The organism is Rhizobium sp. BK049 (assembly GCF_014193135.1).
Classification (GTDB): Bacteria; Pseudomonadota; Alphaproteobacteria; order Rhizobiales; family Rhizobiaceae; genus Rhizobium.
The window spans coordinates 249,495-265,078 of record NZ_JACHYV010000003.1; the positions used below are offsets into that span (position 1 = coordinate 249,495).

General features: G+C 62.0%; 13 protein-coding genes and 1 pseudogene. 3 read left to right on the forward strand and 11 right to left on the reverse strand.

Annotated elements, in window-relative coordinates; all coding sequences use genetic code 11:
* Window positions 1-8 precede the first annotated feature (8 nt).
* Both FHT70_RS04770 and xylF read right to left on the reverse strand, forming a co-directional pair.
* Complete coding sequence (locus FHT70_RS04770; protein WP_183699275.1) at window positions 9-1,322, reverse strand: sugar ABC transporter permease; 1,314 nt, start codon at window positions 1,320-1,322, stop codon at window positions 9-11.
* 260 nt (window positions 1,323-1,582) lie between these two features.
* Entirely contained in the window at window positions 1,583-2,623 is a 1,041-nt protein-coding gene (gene xylF, locus FHT70_RS04775) for a D-xylose ABC transporter substrate-binding protein (protein WP_003581351.1), read from the reverse strand.
* Window positions 2,624-2,896: 273 nt separating this feature from the next.
* On the opposite strand from xylF, the gene FHT70_RS04780 reads away from it, so the two are divergent.
* A complete protein-coding gene (locus FHT70_RS04780) occupies window positions 2,897-4,120 on the forward strand; it encodes an ROK family protein (RefSeq protein WP_183699277.1) in 1,224 nt (407 codons plus the stop codon).
* 312 nt (window positions 4,121-4,432) lie between these two features.
* Here the strand turns inward: FHT70_RS04780 and iolG are convergent, their stop codons facing one another.
* The gene (gene iolG / locus FHT70_RS04785; protein ID WP_097597065.1) at window positions 4,433-5,425 is read right to left on the reverse strand and encodes an inositol 2-dehydrogenase; all 993 of its coding nucleotides are present in this window, start codon (window positions 5,423-5,425) and stop codon (window positions 4,433-4,435) included.
* Window positions 5,426-5,582: 157 nt separating this feature from the next.
* On the opposite strand from iolG, the gene FHT70_RS04790 reads away from it, so the two are divergent.
* On the forward strand, window positions 5,583-5,867 hold the full coding sequence (locus tag FHT70_RS04790; protein ID WP_183699279.1) for a hypothetical protein: 285 nt from the start codon (window positions 5,583-5,585) through the stop codon (window positions 5,865-5,867).
* Window positions 5,868-6,049: 182 nt separating this feature from the next.
* Here FHT70_RS04790 and FHT70_RS04795 read toward each other — a convergent pair whose 3' ends face one another.
* From FHT70_RS04795 to FHT70_RS30205, 8 genes and pseudogenes are all read right to left on the reverse strand, one after another.
* Window positions 6,050-6,901: a Hint domain-containing protein gene (locus FHT70_RS04795; RefSeq protein ID WP_183699281.1), complete on the reverse strand. Its 852-nt coding sequence runs from the start codon at window positions 6,899-6,901 to the stop codon at window positions 6,050-6,052.
* Window positions 6,902-7,205: 304 nt separating this feature from the next.
* Window positions 7,206-7,445: pseudogene (locus FHT70_RS04800) on the reverse strand (hypothetical protein); the annotation flags it as partial.
* A 185-nt stretch (window positions 7,446-7,630) separates the two neighbouring features.
* Window positions 7,631-8,857 (reverse strand): biotin/lipoyl-binding protein, encoded by a 1,227-nt coding sequence (locus tag FHT70_RS04805; RefSeq protein WP_183699283.1) that lies wholly within the window; start codon window positions 8,855-8,857, stop codon window positions 7,631-7,633.
* Between the two features lie 2 nt (window positions 8,858-8,859).
* Window positions 8,860-9,339: a hypothetical protein gene (locus tag FHT70_RS04810; protein WP_246721737.1), complete on the reverse strand. Its 480-nt coding sequence runs from the start codon at window positions 9,337-9,339 to the stop codon at window positions 8,860-8,862.
* 65 nt (window positions 9,340-9,404) lie between these two features.
* The gene (locus FHT70_RS04815) at window positions 9,405-11,555 is read right to left on the reverse strand and encodes a mechanosensitive ion channel family protein (protein WP_183699285.1); all 2,151 of its coding nucleotides are present in this window, start codon (window positions 11,553-11,555) and stop codon (window positions 9,405-9,407) included.
* Between the two features lie 35 nt (window positions 11,556-11,590).
* On the reverse strand, window positions 11,591-12,865 hold the full coding sequence (locus FHT70_RS04820) for an alpha/beta hydrolase (RefSeq protein WP_246721751.1): 1,275 nt from the start codon (window positions 12,863-12,865) through the stop codon (window positions 11,591-11,593).
* 180 nt (window positions 12,866-13,045) lie between these two features.
* Window positions 13,046-14,353: a hypothetical protein gene (locus FHT70_RS04825; RefSeq protein WP_246721738.1), complete on the reverse strand. Its 1,308-nt coding sequence runs from the start codon at window positions 14,351-14,353 to the stop codon at window positions 13,046-13,048.
* The gene (locus tag FHT70_RS30205) at window positions 14,275-14,829 is read right to left on the reverse strand and encodes a hypothetical protein (RefSeq protein ID WP_246721740.1); all 555 of its coding nucleotides are present in this window, start codon (window positions 14,827-14,829) and stop codon (window positions 14,275-14,277) included. Before FHT70_RS30205 ends, FHT70_RS04825 begins: the two co-directional genes overlap by 79 nt.
* 260 nt (window positions 14,830-15,089) lie before the next feature.
* Between FHT70_RS30205 and FHT70_RS04830 the strand changes: the two genes are divergently transcribed.
* Window positions 15,090-15,554 carry a hypothetical protein gene (locus tag FHT70_RS04830; protein WP_085779046.1) on the forward strand — a complete coding sequence of 155 codons (465 nt, stop codon included), beginning with the start codon at window positions 15,090-15,092 and terminating at the stop codon, window positions 15,552-15,554.
* Window positions 15,555-15,584: the final 30 nt, after the last annotated feature.

Genomic DNA, 15,584 nt, shown 5'->3' on the forward strand with positions numbered 1-15,584 from the left:
AGCTCCTCTCACTTGGCACGGGCGCGGTAGACGGTGTCGAGCCAGACCGCCACGACAAGGACGCTGCCGACGACGACGCTCTGCAGCGGCGTGTCGACATGCGCCAGCACCATGCCGGATTGCAGAGACTGCATGACGAGCGCGCCGAGCATGGCGCCGGCGATGGTGCCGGTGCCGCCGGCCAGCGACGTCCCGCCGATCACGGCGGCGGCGATGGTGTAGAGCTCGTCGAGCGTGCCTTGCGAGTTCGTCGCCGCATTGAGGCGGGCGGTGGAAATCGCCGCCGCAATGGCTGCGAGCACGCCCATCAGCGCGAAGATGCGTACGGTGACCCAGCGGGTCTTGATGCCGGCGAGTTCGGCCGCCTCGGGGTTGCCGCCGATCGCGAAGACATAGCGGCCGAAGCGCAGGCGGGTGGCGATGAAGGTCATGATGATGCCGACGACGATGGCGATCAGCACCGGCACGGCGATGCCATAGGGAATGTCGAGACCGGTTTCCGGCCAGGGGATATTGTTGGTCTCGGCATATTTCTTGGCGATGTTAACAGGCCAGTAATAGCTGTTGGCGATCGAGACGGCGCCGAGGATCAGCACGCAGCTCAAGGTCGCGAGGAAATATTCCGCCCAGATCGGCCGGCGCGGAAAGCCGAAGCGGCGGCGCTGATGGCGCGAGCCGATGATGCTGGCGATGACGAAGAGGCAGGCGGCGATGCCGACGACCCAGCTCCAGGTGGCGCCGATCGAGCCCTCCGCGCCCCCGCCCATGATGCGGAAGGTCTGGTCCATGGGGGCAACCGTCTGACCGCTGGTGACGAGCCAGGTCGCGCCGCGCCAGACGAGCAGGCCGCCGAGGGTGACGATGAAGGAGGGCACGTTGAGGAAGGCGATGATCATGCCCTGAAAGGTGCCGATCAGGCCGCCGGCGATGATGCCGATCAGCAGCGTGATCACCCAGGTGAAGGGGCTGTCGAAGCCGATATATTCCGGCAGGATTTTCGCCTGCGTCACGCCCATGATCATGCCGCAGAGGCCGAGCACGGAACCGACGGAAAGGTCGATGTTGCGGGTGACGATGATCAGCACCATGCCCGTCGTCATGATCGCGATGTCGGTCGTCTGGACCGAGAGGTTCCAGAGATTGCGCGGGGTCAGGAACAGGCCGCCGGTGATGATGTGGAAACCGATCCAGATGATGACGAGCGCGCCGATCATGCCGAGTAGGCGGGTGTCGATCTCGGTCGCGCGGAAGAAGCGGGTCACCGGATTGGCTTCCGCCGTTCGCGGCCCGCTTGAAGTCGTTGATTTTAGCATGTCGGCCATGGGTTTGCCGTTCCCCCATTCTTGTTTAGACGGGCGCCTGCGTGCTGGAGCTTGGCCAAAGGCGTCATTCGTCTGTCTTCAACTGACCACCGCGATGCTTCCGGAAGCCGGTCGCGTGGCGTCGCGACGCTCTTCCGGCAGGGAATGCAAGTCTGCGATGGTGTGGCGAGGCGGAGAAAACTTCGTCTTGGAATTCCCGTCCGCATCCGGCGCCGCAGCGGTGTCCGCTGCGGCGCCGGTCATTCTAGTTCAAAGCTGGCTTACTTGCAGGCGGCAACCGTGCCGGCCTTGACGCCCTGGCAGGCTTCAGCCTTGGAGATCCAGCCGGCGTCGATGACGACGTTCAGATTGTCTTTGGTGATCGCAAGCGGCTTCAGGAAGACCGACTGCATTTCCACGCCCTTCGGTCCCCCCTTGAAGGCCTGAGCGCCGTCGATCTTGCTCATGTCCTTGCCGCCGGCGAGGTCGAGAGCGATTTCAGCGGCGCGCTTGCCGAGTTCGCGGCTGTCCTTCCAGACGGAAACCGTCTGCGTGCCGAGCGCGATGCGGTTCAGCGCCGCCTTGTCGCCGTCCTGGCCGGAGACCGGAACGGAGCCGGCGAGGCCCTGGGCGTCGAGCGCTGCGATCGCGCCGCCGGCCGTGCCGTCGTTGGAGGCGACGACGGCGTCAACCTTGTTGTTGTTGGCGGTCAGGAACTGCTCCATGTTGCGCTGAGCATTCTCCGGCAGCCAGCCGTCGGTATAGGCTTCGCCGACATTCTTGATCTTGCCGGCGTCGATCGCAGCCTTCAGCACTTCCTGCTGGCCCGAGAACAGGAAGTCGGCGTTCGGGTCGGAAGAAGAGCCCTTGATGAAGACGTAGTTGCCTTCCGGCTTGGCCTTAAAGACGCCCTCAGCCTGCAGGCGGCCGACTTCCTTGTTATCAAACGTGATGTAGAAGGCAGCCGGGTTTTCGATCAGGCGGTCGTAGCCGACGACCGGAATGCCTTCGGCAGCGGCCTTTTCGATGGCCGGGCCGATGGCGTCGGAGTCCTGCGCGAGGATGATCAGCGCATTGGCGCCCTGCGAGATCAGCGATTCGACGTCGGTCAGCTGCTTGGCGGCAGAAGACTGCGCGTCAGCGGAAATATACTTGGCGCCCTTGGCTTCCAGAGCCTTCTTGATGGCGGCTTCGTCTGTCTTCCAGCGCTCCTCCTGGAAATTCGACCAGGAAACGCCGACGACGAGATCAGCAGCCATGGCGGCGGTATGCACGGAAACGAGAATGGCAGCACCTGCCATCAGTTTCAAAATAGACTTCATAAATTGTCCTCCCGAGTGAGTTGCGACCGGCCCAGCCCATGCTTCCTCCGGCCACCGCGAAAGCTGTCGAGATTTTTTTCTCGACAGTCGAGAAATTAACTGTCAGAGATTTTTTCAACTGTCAACTCTGCATCGCCGGCTTAATTCGCTTGCGCAAGAGCGGCCGCAGATGCAGTGGAAGGTGAGGGCGAAGAAGGCATGATGCCGAAAACCGCGAGCGGTTTTTCGGGTAACATCATGCTCTGACGAAAGCAGGAGGAGAGGGCGGCATCCATGCTGACCAAGTCGAGCACGGAGCTGGTCCGGCAGAGAAACAGCGTGCTCGTGCTGTCCGTGCTGCGGCGCCACGGTGCGCTCGCCCATACGGAAATATCCGATTTCACCGGCCTTTCCTCGGCCACCATTTCGGCGATAACAGCCGATCTGGAACGCGCTCAGATCATCGAAAAATCCGAGCAGCAGGCGGCAAGCGGCCGCGGCCGGCCGCGTGTGCTTTTGCGCCAGCGGCGCGATTGCGGCTATCTGATTGTCGTCATCATCTCCTCGGATGCAGTGCAATATTCGCTTGTGGATTATGCAGGCAAGCTGATCGACCGTTTCAGCGAGGAGCGCTCGCGTGATCCATCCGGTGCCGCCCGGTTCGTCGCCGGGGTGCAGGCCGGGCTCTTGCGCATTCTCGATCGTTCCCGGATTTCGCAGCAAAGGGTGCTGCTGATCTCGATCAGTTCCAAGGGGCTGGTCCATTCCACCGAGCCGGTGCTTCTGTGGTCGCCGATCTTCGGCAGCGACCAGATCGATTTCGAATCGGCGCTGCGGCCCGACTGGCAGGCGAAGGTCATTCTCGATAACGAGACGCTGCTCGTCGCCGCCGCGCTCGGCGCCCGTGAGGAGATCGCCAAGGCCGCTGATTTCCGTTCGCTCGCCGCACTGTCGCTCGGCCACAGCATCGGGCTCGGAATCGTCCGGCGCGGCGGCCAGGCTGGCCAGGAGATCTCCGCCCCCAATTTCGGCCACATGCTGCATATGGCGGGTGGCGGCCTCTGCCGTTGCGGCACTCGCGGCTGCATCGAAGCCTATGCCGGCTTCTACGCCATCCTGCGCAGCGCGTTCGAAGTGCCGCTCGATACGATCCCGGCCAAATTCGTGCCGGTCGCCGAACTCGACAAGATCGCCGCCCGCGCCCGCCAGGGCCACCGCACCTCCGCCTTCGCCTTTCGCCAGGCGGGCCTCGCGCTCGGCAACGGCCTGTCGCGCATGCTCAGCCTGACCGAACGCATGCCGATCGCCATCACCGGCCCCGGCACCCGCTATTACGACCTGCTGCGGCAGGGCATCGAAGAGGGCCTCGGCCAATCGCATGTCGTGCGCATGGAAGGCATGCCCGAAATCCGCGTCGTCCCCGACGAACCCATCCTCGTCTTCGAAGGCCACCTCAACCGGGCGCTCTCGGTGATCGACCAGGACATCGTGCTGTCGGGGGGGCAGGGGACGGATTAGGGATAGATCCTGTCGGCGCCTCGGCGTTAATGGCTGCCCGTCACCCTAACCCTCTCCCCGTAAAAAACGGGGCGAGGGGACGTGCCAAACGCAACGTCGAGATGGAGAAAGAGGGCGCGGCATGTCCCTTCGCCCCGCCTGCGGGGAGAAGCTGCCGGCAGGCGGATGAGGGGCAGCCAAAGACACGAATTTTAGCAACCGTGGCTCGGCGGGGAAGGCTCTTGGTTCACGCACCTGCGAGTGCTATCCAACGCAAAACGGCCGGGCAGAGCCCGGCCATCTCATGCACGACCTCCGGTCGGGAGAGGACCGTCAGCCGATCTTGATAAGCTTGCCTTCCTTGACCGACTGGACGGCGGCGTCGGCGAGAGCCAGCGCTGCCAGGCCATCCGCGCCGGAGGGGGTGATCTTCGAGCCCTTTTCGATCGCGGCGATGAAGGCGGCGATCTCGTTGGCGTAGGCTTCGGTGTAGCGGGTCATGAAGAAATCATGCAGCGGCGGGCGGGTATAGCCGTCGCCGTTCGCCACTTCGATCGACACCGGGCGCTGGTTTTCGGCTGCCGCCATGCCCTTGGAACCGTGCACTTCGATGCGCTGGTCGTAGCCATAGGTGGCGCGACGGGAGTTGGAGATGACGGCCTGCTTGCCTGAAGCGGTCTGCAGGATGACCGAGACGCTGTCATAATCGCCGGCTTCGCCGATCGCCTTGTCGACCAGCACGGCGGCGGTCGCCAGCACCGAGACCGGCTCTTCGCCGAGCAGGAAGCGGGCCATGTCGAAATCGTGGATCGTCATGTCGCGGAAGATGCCGCCCGAACGCTTGATATAATCGACCGGCGGGGCGCCGGGGTCGCGCGAGGTGATCGTCACCATTTCAACGTCGCCGATCTTGCCGTCGTCGATCACCTTGCGCACCGCCATGAAATGCGGATCGAAGCGGCGGTTGAAGCCGACCATCAGCTTGGCGCCGGTCTCTTCCACCACCTTGATGCAGGCCTTGACGCGGTCGACGTCGAGATCGATCGGCTTTTCGCAGAAGATCGCCTTGCCGGCGCGGGCGAAGCGTTCGATCAGGTCCGCATGGGTGTCCGTCGGCGTGCAGACAACGACGGCGTCGATGTCTTTGGCGGCTTCGATTGCCTCGATGGTGCGGACTTCGCAGCCATAGGCCGAAGCGATGGCTTCCGCCGCCTGCGGAAAGGCGTCGGCGACGGCGACCAGCGTCGCATTGGCATCGCCGCTGACGGCCTTGGCGTGAACCTTGCCGATACGGCCGGCGCCGAGCAGACCAAATCTTACAGTCATTTCAATCTCCCTTGAATTCGGAACAAATAAACCGAATTGCCAAAAATCTGGAATTTTCATTCCATCATCTGCGCGTCTCGTCAAGCCCGCGACTCTTTCACATTTGCAAGATTCAAACTAAAGGACAGTGCGACAAAATGCGACCGCGGGGACAGACATGCAGCTTATCGATCCGAACCATCCGGCATACCAGCGCCTCTGGGTGCGTGTCGGCATCGTTGCAGTCTGTTTCGGCTGGGCGGCGATCGAGATCATCGGCGGCGATCCCTTCTGGGCGGTGATCTCCGCTGCAGCCGGCGCCTATGCCTTCTATATGCTGTTCTGGACCTTCAAGCCGCAGCCGCAGTCGGCCGAGCCGGTTGCGCAGCCCGACGCCGGGGGAGAGGACGAGGCTGATGAGACATCAGTCGAAAAGCCTTCGAAAGACGGGCAGGCGGAATAGTAGCGGGCGATTCGCCGATCAAGAGATCGGCGAGCATCATCGGCTTCGTCGCAGCCGAACAATCGAAGCGCGCCGCGCTCTTTCCGATGCGCGCCGCGCTTGACATCTTTGTTCGATATTAGCGCAAAACCGGCGCAAGGCTTCGCGTGCAGCGAGCCTGATCTATGCGCATTCCCGTCCCGTCAGAGCGACAATTCCCTGGCCTGCGCGTCGATCTTTTCGCAGGCATCGCCGAATGGATCGCTTATCGGTACCAACGGCGAAACGCCGAGCAGGAGAAGCGCTTTCAAGTGTGACCAGCCACCTCCGAGCAACGGCGCAAAGGGTGTCATCATGCTGCGTTCCCCGCCATAGAGACGCTGGTACTCTGCAAAGTTGCAGAAGTTCTCGTGATTGCTGTTCTTCAGATGGAAGGACTCGGCCGCAGCACCTTCGGCTAGGATAACCTCGTGCGCATCGAGCATGACGGCATAATAGTCGATCGAGGCGTCGGGCGCGGGAGCGACCGGTGCGATCGTCGTGCCGTTCACGAGCTCCTTCACCTGGATCAGAACGCCGTTCAGGTACAGCCCATGGCCAGGCGACAGGTAGAGATCCGAATGGGGTGTGTGCCCGTCCAGCGCGTGACGGCAAACCCGGATCGGCACCACGTCTTTCTGCCAGCGTGCGCCGCTCTTCTTGAAGCTTTGGCGGCCGACCCACTTGACCGCACGGGTGCTGCCGTCCGGAAGGGCAACGCGATCGCCGATTCTGAGATCCTCGACGGGCTTCTCACCGCAATCGGTGAGGATCGCCGTTCCGCGCAGGAAGCAATTTGCGCCGCTGCCGCCATGGCCACCTCTTCCGCCGGAACCCCCGTGTCCACCGGAGCCGCCCCGCCCCCAGCGCCGACCCATCGCTTTGGCCGGGGAGATTGAAATTGCCGTGGCCATGGCCGCCGCGCCGGCGAGACGAGCGCCGGCGGCCGCAACCACTCCTAGAAAATGTCTGCGCGCAGTGTTGCGCGGCTGCTTCGGATCTTCCGTAGACGACATGTGGGCGATCTCCTGAAAACATTAAACCGCCCGATGCTACAACATGTTGTATCGCATTCAATTTCGCCAGTTAGCGCTGTGCCTTACTGAAAAGGACGTAGGCATGGGTTAGGGGGTCCCGAAATGCGCTATGTCAGATACCAAAAAGCGGGAGGTTTATCTGCTACCCCAACGCGAAAGAATCGAACTGAGTACCTTGGTGGGAGGTTGAATTGCTGGAAAACAGCACATATAGCGTGCGCGGACCGAGCCGGATGGCAGCGCTTCCACAGCGTCGGAGTGTTTAACCGCGCTCGAGATAGCTTCAGCTACGCGGCAGGCGGCGCATCGCCTCGTCGATCAGCAGATTGGCGATCATCATGCGCCTGTTGACATTGTCGCGGAAAGGCGCTGGGACACCGTCAGGATGATTGGCCTTGGCAAAGGCGCGCCGCTTCTCGTTCAGCGTCTGTTGGGTATCGGCGGCAGCGATCGCCAGTTCGATGGCGATCTCTTCGGGGGCAATGCGGGCGAGATGATCCGGCATGACGGGCTCCTGCGGCGGGAGCCAAGGCCTTTGTTGTGCGGGGTTGATTAAAGATCGTAAAACCTGACCCTCGTTGAAACGGTCGAGCCCATGAAGGGCGTTCGCGGGTTCGCCCTCCATGAAATCTCAACCGCCTGATATCCGCCAAGCCATGTTTCAGAGTCCCGAGCGAGGGCGGGAAACTGGAGAAGCTGACTTCGAACTCAATGTCCGGCGAATACCAGGGTCTGAACCGGCAGCAACATCGCCTGTATACGCAGGATCATCGCATGCACGACACCCACCGTGTCGACGACATGCAGGAACATCCAGCGCGGCGTGCTGATATTGGGATCGGCGAGCGCGTCGTGGTTGTTGGTATAGGCATTGGCAATGCAGCTGCTGCCCGGCGGCACATCAGCGAGGCCGCCGTCGAAGAGCGGCTGCAGGAACACCGTCAGAGTGCCGGGTTTTGCCATCTGCTGGACGTCGACCAGCTGGTCGGTGGGGCGCAACTGGCCGGCCGCGATCACGTCCTGCACGTCGGTCACGACGAGCGGGATGATGGTGAACGGCTTGCCGACACAGACAGCCTCCGCGACCATTCCGGGTTTCATCACCTGCGCCTCGATCTGCCCGAAACCGGCGATCAGCGTGCCGCGGCCCGCTTCGCTCGGCACCAGGATGCCGGCAGGACGCAGCATGGTGTTCAGCACATCACCGGGCCGCAATGTGAATTGCTGGACAGTGCCCGAAACCCCCGCCTTGATGATTGTCTTGTCGAGTTCCACCTGCGCTTCGGCCCGGGCCGCCTCGGCGCTCGCCTTCTGGGCGGGCAGGAGAACGCTGAGCTTGGTTTCCAGCGTCTGTTTCTTGGCGAGCGCAGCACTCACGGAACCCTTGCGACTGTCGACCGTATTGGTGAGGCGGACCACTTCCCGGCGAGCGACGGCATCGTTCTTCAGGAGCTGGGTCTTCATCTCCAACTCGTCCTCAGCCACTTTTAGGGCGCCTTCGGCCTCCTGGATCTGGCCGTCCATGCTCGCAAGCTCGGTCTGCGCGACCTTCGCTTCGGCTTCGACTTCGGCGATTTGGCGGCTGGCGGTTTCGAATGCTGCCTTCTGCTGTGAATCGTCGAGACGGAAGAGCGGCGCGCCGGCGGCGACCTTTTGGTTAACGCCGACAAAGACTTCATCGACCCGGCCGGAGGCCTCCGGCAGGATCGTGACGGTGCGGAAAATGGCCGTGACCGTTTTTGTCGAGGGATGGAAATAGAAGATCATGGTGATCAGAGAAACGGTCAGGATCAGGCAGGCCGAGATTCCCCAGCGCAGTTCGTACCACATGCTGTAAAGGGTGATCTCCTGGCCGATGCGCTTGCCCTGGACATAGCGCCTGTAGAGATAGTCCGGAAAGATCGTCAGCATTGAGCAGAGCAACAATTCGAGCATGATCAGATCCCCTCTTCGTGCAGTGTCTTGGCGGGCGCCCGGGCGGCAGGTGCATCCGCCACCGGTTCTGGCGCCGGCGCTTGGACTGGTTCCGGGCGATCGGCTGCAACCGGCGCCTCCTCCTGCTCGAGTTCGGCCGGGTTGCGACCGGCAAGCCTGGCGAGCGACCGCGCGATCGAATAAAGCGGCGTCGCAAAATCGGGAAACCGAACGAAGGCCAGGAGCAGACCGAGGATCCAGTAGAGATGGTTGTGGGTGAAGAGCGAGATCAGCGCCAGAACGGCGACGATCTCCATCTGCACCTTGTTCGTGTGATGGGCGATGCGTTCGGGAACGGCGTGCAGCTGAAAGTAGAGGTTGCCGACCACGAGAATCACCAGGAGCAGAAAGACGATGACGCCGACGAACAAATAGTCCGTCTGACCCGGCGCGGTGATGAAGCCGGGCACGTGATCGGTGAGAGCGGAGTGATAATCATCCATCGAAATCTCCTTTCCTGAACGCCATATTGGCCAGGCCCGCCAGCCGGCAGGCCGCGTGGATCATGTCAGCCAGCGCCTGCCGCCAGGGCCTGCTTGTGCGCCGTCAGTACCTGCTGGGCGGCCGCGGCCGTATCGGCAACCTTGTCGCCGGCAACCTGGACGGTCGGAACGGCTATCCGGATGCCGTTTTCATTGAAGGCCTGATAGATCATCCGCAGCGCCCGGCGCTTCAGCGTGAACTGTTCTCCGGGAAGCGTCATGACCTTCATGCGCAGCAGCAATCCGGAGTCGCCCAGGCTGTCGATGCCCTGCATCTTCAGCGGCTCGATCGTGATGGGCTTGAACTCGGGGTCGGCGAACAGTTCCTGGCCGATCTTCTTGATGATCTTCCGGGCCTTTTCGACATCGGCATCATAGGCGACGGTGATCGTCATCTTCTCGATCACCCAATCGCGGCTCATGTTTTGAATCGCGCCGAGTTCGCTGAAAGGCACGATGTAGACGGCGCCACGGTGATGCCTGAGTTTCACCGACCGGAGGCTGAAGGATTCAACGCTTCCCTTGTAATTGCCGCTCTGAATGTATTCGCCGACGCGGAAGGCGTCGTCGAGTAGGTAAAACACACCGCTGATAATATCCTTGACGACGGTCTGGGCGCCGAAGCCGATCGCAACGCCGACGACGCCGGCGCCGGCGATCAGCGGCCCGATCTCGACGCCGAGCGAAGACAGCGCCATCATCACCGCAATGGCGGCGAAGAGGATCATCAGCACGTTGCGCAAGATCGGCAGCAGCGTACGGATTCGCGCCCGGCGGCGTGCCCTGTCGGTGCCTGCCTCTTGGGTCGTATCGGTCTCGCGAAGCTTGCGGTCGATGACAACACGCACGAGGCTCCAGGCGAGATCGATGACGAGAAGGATGATACCGGCGCTCAGCATGCCCCTGACGATCCGCAGCATCGGGGTGTCCTGCATCGTCATGCGGGTCAACTCGACATCGAGAGCCTTGGCAAGCAGGAGGATGGCCCCGACGATGACGGCTGCCCGTACGCCGCGCTCCACCAGCACTGAGGTGATGCTCGCCTGCTCGGCCTTTTCCTCGCCGGCAGGAGAGGACAGAATATTTGCGATGGAGACGCGAGTGAGCGCAAGGATGGCCGGCACGGCAGCACATACCGCGACGATCCAAAAGAGTCTCATCGCACCGACCACCCAGAGAGCCCAGAGACCGATGAAATAGGCGGTCCATAGCGAGTTGCGGATCGTGTGGCCGATGCGGGGCGTTTGGCTCTCGGCCAGCTCTTCCACGGGTCGGCGCCACAGGCTTTCGATGGCGATCACCAACAGTACGACACCCAGCATGTAGGCGACGAGCAGCCGCGAGGCGGGGGGAAGGCCGAGCGTTGCAAGCAGCCGCACCGTCACCCAGCCGAAAGCGAACCAGCCGCAGAGATAGGCGAGGCGGCGCGCCCAATAGGTCGCGACCGGATCGCTGACGGGGACCACGCGAAATGCTGGCTGTACGGCGGCGGGGGGCGCGAGCCAAGCGCGCAGAAGCGCGGCCGCGAGCCGGAAGGCGACGAAGGCGAAGAGGTAGCCGACGACGATTTCGCGCACGAGCGGCGGCCAGTCGAAGACGAGGAAAAAGCCGATGCTGCCGAGCGCGAAAGCCAGCACATGGCATGCTTCCCAGAGAAGCTTGGCGCCGAGAAGGACAAGCCGCTCCCGGACGGTCGAAAAGGGCGCACGCTCCATCCAGGCGCGCCAGCCGCCGCTGATCCGCCGGAAAAACCATTGGGCGGCAAAACCTGCCGCCATGAAGGCGATCAAGAGCACTACCGGCCGGGTGCCGCCGTTCGCCTGGATATCACGCTCGAGCACGGCCGCAGCAGCCATCAGCTGAGATGGAAACGAGGTTGCAGCCTCCATCAGATCCGAAGAATGCCGGCGGAAGCGTGTGGCGAATTCGGCGAAAGAGGGATCGCTTGGCTTCGCCCCGCCTGTTTCGGCAGCCGCTTTTGCCGCCGCCTGCTGCTTCAGCCATTCCTGCACCGCAGGATCGGTGGACAGGGTTATGAACTGCTCGATCCGTTCGGCCGGCAGTCCGGCCGGCGGCGTCTGCGACATCGCGGGAATGGCCGTCAGTGCGGCGGCGAGGGATGCCATCACCGCCAGGAGCAGCGTGCGAAGACCATTCCTTGATGATACTATCGGCATGATCCCTCCCAATCCCGAGTATCGAATACGGCGCCCTATGGCCGGCATTCCGTCCTGAACGCATTGCCACATGCGGGTTTCGACTTGCCGCCGGGCCCGGCAACCGCGCTGACATCGGCGGCATAGGCGTCGCGTGTGTCCTGATCGACGACGGCGGCAGGCGCCGCCAGTATCAGGCCCGCAGCGTTGCCCGCGGCGGCCGCCGTTTCAGTCGTCGCCGCAAGAATTCTCTCGCCGAGGCCGACGCGGCTTTCGGTCAGCGTCTGTCCTTCCGAAATCCGGGCGCCGATCAACTGGACGATCGCGGGCGAAGCCGCGAATTTGGCGTGGTTGAGCCGGTCGCTGGTCTTCACCTTCGTCAGGTCGATGACAATGATGTCGTATTCCTCGAGCTCCTGCTTGTAAGGCGCCTGTTCCGGATCGATTGAGCCGAGACGGGCGACATCGCCCCAGACCCTTCGGGAGACGGCGAGCGCCTTATCGTCACGCGATACGAACAGGGTGAATTGGGGATGCTGCTTTCCCATGTCGGCGATCTGCTGGCGGAACACGTCGACATCGACGTCGGGAGCCGCGAGCATGACATTCTTGAATTTCGCTGGCAGGCGGCCATTGCGGATCGCCATCTGCCGCAGGCCTTCCATTGCAAGCCAATTGCCCATCGAATGGGCGAGGATCGAGACTTCCTTGATCTCCGGATCATGGTAGAGATACTGAAACAGCTTCTCCAGCGCGTTGCGGGTGTAATTGGTACTCTCCCGATCATAACCATAGGCGAGCAGCCGCCCGCGCGAGGGCCATGTCACCAGCACCGGCGCGCTGTGCACGCCGGAATCATGAACGATCTGGGCAAAACGGTAGACGGAGTCCTCGAAGCGGGTGTTGTAGCCGTGGATGAAGACGAAAACGCTCCTGTCGGGGCTTTTACGCACGCTGGCGCTGAGCCAGGCCTTTGCGGCGTCGACATCCAACTCCGTTGCCTTGAGCGTCGCAAAATCGGTCTTGGGGTTGGACGGCAACTTCTTCGGCCAGGCGACTTCACCGGCTTTGCGGCCAGGCGGAATCGATACGGTGATATCGGCAAAGGTGGGCTGGCGGGCGCGCTCGCCGCTGAACATCTCTCCGGGAACAGGCGAGCGGCTGCGCGTCGTGGCGACCAGCATGTCGACGCGATCGGCGCGAGGAGCAGTCTCTGCGACCGGGGTCAGCACGCCTTTCGGATGCCCGCCGCAGCCTGACAGGCACATCATCGTAACGCAGATCAGAAGCCGTCGCAGCGTCTGCCGAAAAGCGGCCTGACTGCCGCGCATGTTGCTTATGTTCACACTGCTCCCCACCCTGACGCATGCTGCCGGGGGCTGACCCGGTCCTGCATGGAAGAGATTGGGCCAAAGACGAAGCCGCAGGCATGTATGATCCTGTATGTTACAGGTAACAGCACCCTGCGCTTCGTTTGGCCGATGGCGAGGACAGCCTGTCGCACACCGTCGTCAATTCGCCGGCCGGTCGTTTGGAACGGGCAGGCCGGCAGCCTCCAATCCGGCAAAAAAACGTTCCTGGTCCTCGATCCTTGCCAGCCGCCGGACGACCTCCCGCCGGACATTCAGGATCAAGGCGGGCGATCGGGCCTCGATCCAGTCGATTTGCTCCTTTGCCTCCGCCGATTTTCCGAGGGTGCCGAGGATCGAAAGCAGGACGAGGCGATGCATCGGATTGTAGTTGAGGTCCGACATGCGGGACCATAATTCGGCAGCCTGGGTATCGCCCCGCATGAAGGCACAAAGCGCCATCCCAACTTCATAATATCCCTGCGGTCCCGCATTCTTGCTGACCGCCTGCGAAATCAGCTCGCAGCCCCTCTCCCAATTCCCCGACATTGCCAGGCGCAGGCCGTATTCGCCGGCAACTTCCGTGTCGTTCGAATTGCTGGCGTAGGCCGCTTCACCGGCGCGGAGGGCCTCGGTCGGGTCATTGCCGAAAAAATTGGCAAGCATCAACGCCTGCAGAGCTCGGGCATTCTTCGGATCGAGCCGCACGGCTCGTTCGGCTAGCTCCTTGGCAGTTGCCAGCGTGGCAGCGGTCGGTTTCGTGTCCAGCTGATATGGAAAGCGGAATTCGTCGAGATAGGTGAGCGAAAGAAAAGCCGCGATATTGGAATCATCGGGCATCTTTTCGGCAGCATGCTTCAGGCAGGATTTTGCCGTTTCCTGCGCCTGCGGGGTCATTTCGCTCCGGTAGCTGTAGTAGGACAGGATGCAGGAAAACGCGTCTGCGTTTCCTGCGATGCTGGCGGTGTCCGCCTGAAATATCACGCCGAACGGGCGCGCAACCGCCGTCGCAATGTCCTCGGCAAGACTTGCCTGCGTTTGCAGGAGACCCTGGACTTTCATGTCGGCGTCGTAATTGTTGGCCCAGATGACGGTCCCATCGGCTCGCCGTACAAGCCGGGCCGTCGAGCGCAGCGTTTCGCCTTCCAGCCTGATACTGCCCTGCAAGGCATAGATCGGTTGCGATGACAACTGACCATCGCGATTGCGCGGCAGAACGGCGGCGACGACGATATCGTTGAAGGGAACCAGTTTTTCGATGATGTCGTCGGTGATGCCCTGGGAGATGTCGGATGCTACCCCGCTGCCGGAGGCGCTTTCGAAGCGCTCGACGACGATGATTGGGCGGCCGACAGCTCCGGACGGCATCTCTTTCCCGGTATCGAACAGCCTCACATGCTGAAGCGCCGCGGCAGCGGCGGCAAACACGACCACCGCGCCTGCGGCGAGCCAATATCGGGACCATGACACACGCCGGTCCGCCTTATCCCGGCGGCGCCCATCCGCTGCTGCGCGTAGTCTGGGGAGGGCCGCAGCTCAGCGGACTGTCCCGTTTGCGGCCTTTCTGCAGGCTCGGCTCCTCGCCTTACCTCGAAGATGGGCGCATAGCCGCCTCTGGGAATTGTGATGATAACCCGGTCGCTGGCTCCGGCGGTCAGGTAATAATGTTCCAGTTCCCTGCGCAGTCGTCCTGCTTCGATACGGACACACGGATCCTGCTGAGCATCGAAACTTGCATCTCGGCCGAAAACGGCCTGTGCGATGGTAAACGCCTTCAGGTAGTCGCGATGGCCGGCAAGCGTCTCGGTCACCACGAATTCAAGGAACCTTCCTGCCCGCTCCGGAAGACGAAACTCCGGACTGGACAGAATACGCTCAAGTTGCTGCTGCACCTCTTCAGGTGAAGAAACGTCGCTGCCTGCCCTGTCAGCGCCTGCATTTTGCATCGGCTCCCCCAAGACTCCGATTGCGATCAACCTGCAGTATTAGCCATCGACGATAGACCTGAGTCAGCATAACGGCAATGCGATTTGCAAGAATGTGCTAATTATGGATCACCTTAGTCGATGGTCGCCAATAGCCAATGCAGGCCAGTATAACCCTGATCAGCGTAGGATACCGTATCCTACCGGCGAGGACATGTATTTTACTGCCATCGTCACTCCGTGCGCTCTATCATCGCCTAAACATTCTGGAGGAGGCGACGATGACATCACCCGAAGCGTCCACATCATCCATGACGAGCGCTGAGGACTTGCGCAAACGCGCTTTGGAACTCCAGCTTCTGGAAATCGAGCGCAGCGAAAAGATCAAGTCGCGCGAAGCGAAGAAGCATGCTGACTTCGTCGAGGATTTCTTCCGCAAGCAGATCGGAGAAGCGGAACGCGCTGTCATCAAACGCCTCGTGATGAAGGCGGCCGCGGACGGCAAATACGAGGCGCTGATCTACAGCTTTCCATCGACGTTCTGCACGGACAGCGGCCGGGCCATCAACAATAACCTTCCTGGGTGGCAGAAGACGTTACAGGGAAAGGCGAAGGAACTGCATGGACTGTTCGAGGAGGTCGCCAAGCCGCAAGGCTACGGGCTCAAGGCGATGATCATCAATTTCCCCGACGGCATGCCCGGCGACGTCGGCTTCTTCCTCACCTGGGAACCCCCCGTCGAGTAACGGCAAAGAGCAGGCGTGAGCAAGGAAATA

What these genes read in the sequence shown, in the direction of transcription:
- FHT70_RS04770 (WP_183699275.1), bottom strand. Translation starts at nt 1,322, where the DNA reads ATGGCCGACATGCTAAAATCAACGACTTCAAGCGGGCCGCGAACGGCG.
- xylF (WP_003581351.1), bottom strand. Translation starts at nt 2,623, where the DNA reads ATGAAGTCTATTTTGAAACTGATGGCAGGTGCTGCCATTCTCGTTTCC.
- FHT70_RS04780 (WP_183699277.1), top strand. Translation starts at nt 2,897, where the DNA reads ATGCTGACCAAGTCGAGCACGGAGCTGGTCCGGCAGAGAAACAGCGTG.
- iolG (WP_097597065.1), bottom strand. Translation starts at nt 5,425, where the DNA reads ATGACTGTAAGATTTGGTCTGCTCGGCGCCGGCCGTATCGGCAAGGTT.
- FHT70_RS04790 (WP_183699279.1), top strand. Translation starts at nt 5,583, where the DNA reads ATGCAGCTTATCGATCCGAACCATCCGGCATACCAGCGCCTCTGGGTG.
- FHT70_RS04795 (WP_183699281.1), bottom strand. Translation starts at nt 6,901, where the DNA reads ATGTCGTCTACGGAAGATCCGAAGCAGCCGCGCAACACTGCGCGCAGA.
- FHT70_RS04805 (WP_183699283.1), bottom strand. Translation starts at nt 8,857, where the DNA reads ATGCTCGAATTGTTGCTCTGCTCAATGCTGACGATCTTTCCGGACTAT.
- FHT70_RS04810 (WP_246721737.1), bottom strand. Translation starts at nt 9,339, where the DNA reads ATGGATGATTATCACTCCGCTCTCACCGATCACGTGCCCGGCTTCATC.
- FHT70_RS04815 (WP_183699285.1), bottom strand. Translation starts at nt 11,555, where the DNA reads ATGCCGATAGTATCATCAAGGAATGGTCTTCGCACGCTGCTCCTGGCG.
- FHT70_RS04820 (WP_246721751.1), bottom strand. Translation starts at nt 12,865, where the DNA reads ATGCGCGGCAGTCAGGCCGCTTTTCGGCAGACGCTGCGACGGCTTCTG.
- FHT70_RS30205 (WP_246721740.1), bottom strand. Translation starts at nt 14,829, where the DNA reads ATGCAAAATGCAGGCGCTGACAGGGCAGGCAGCGACGTTTCTTCACCT.
- FHT70_RS04830 (WP_085779046.1), top strand. Translation starts at nt 15,090, where the DNA reads ATGACATCACCCGAAGCGTCCACATCATCCATGACGAGCGCTGAGGAC.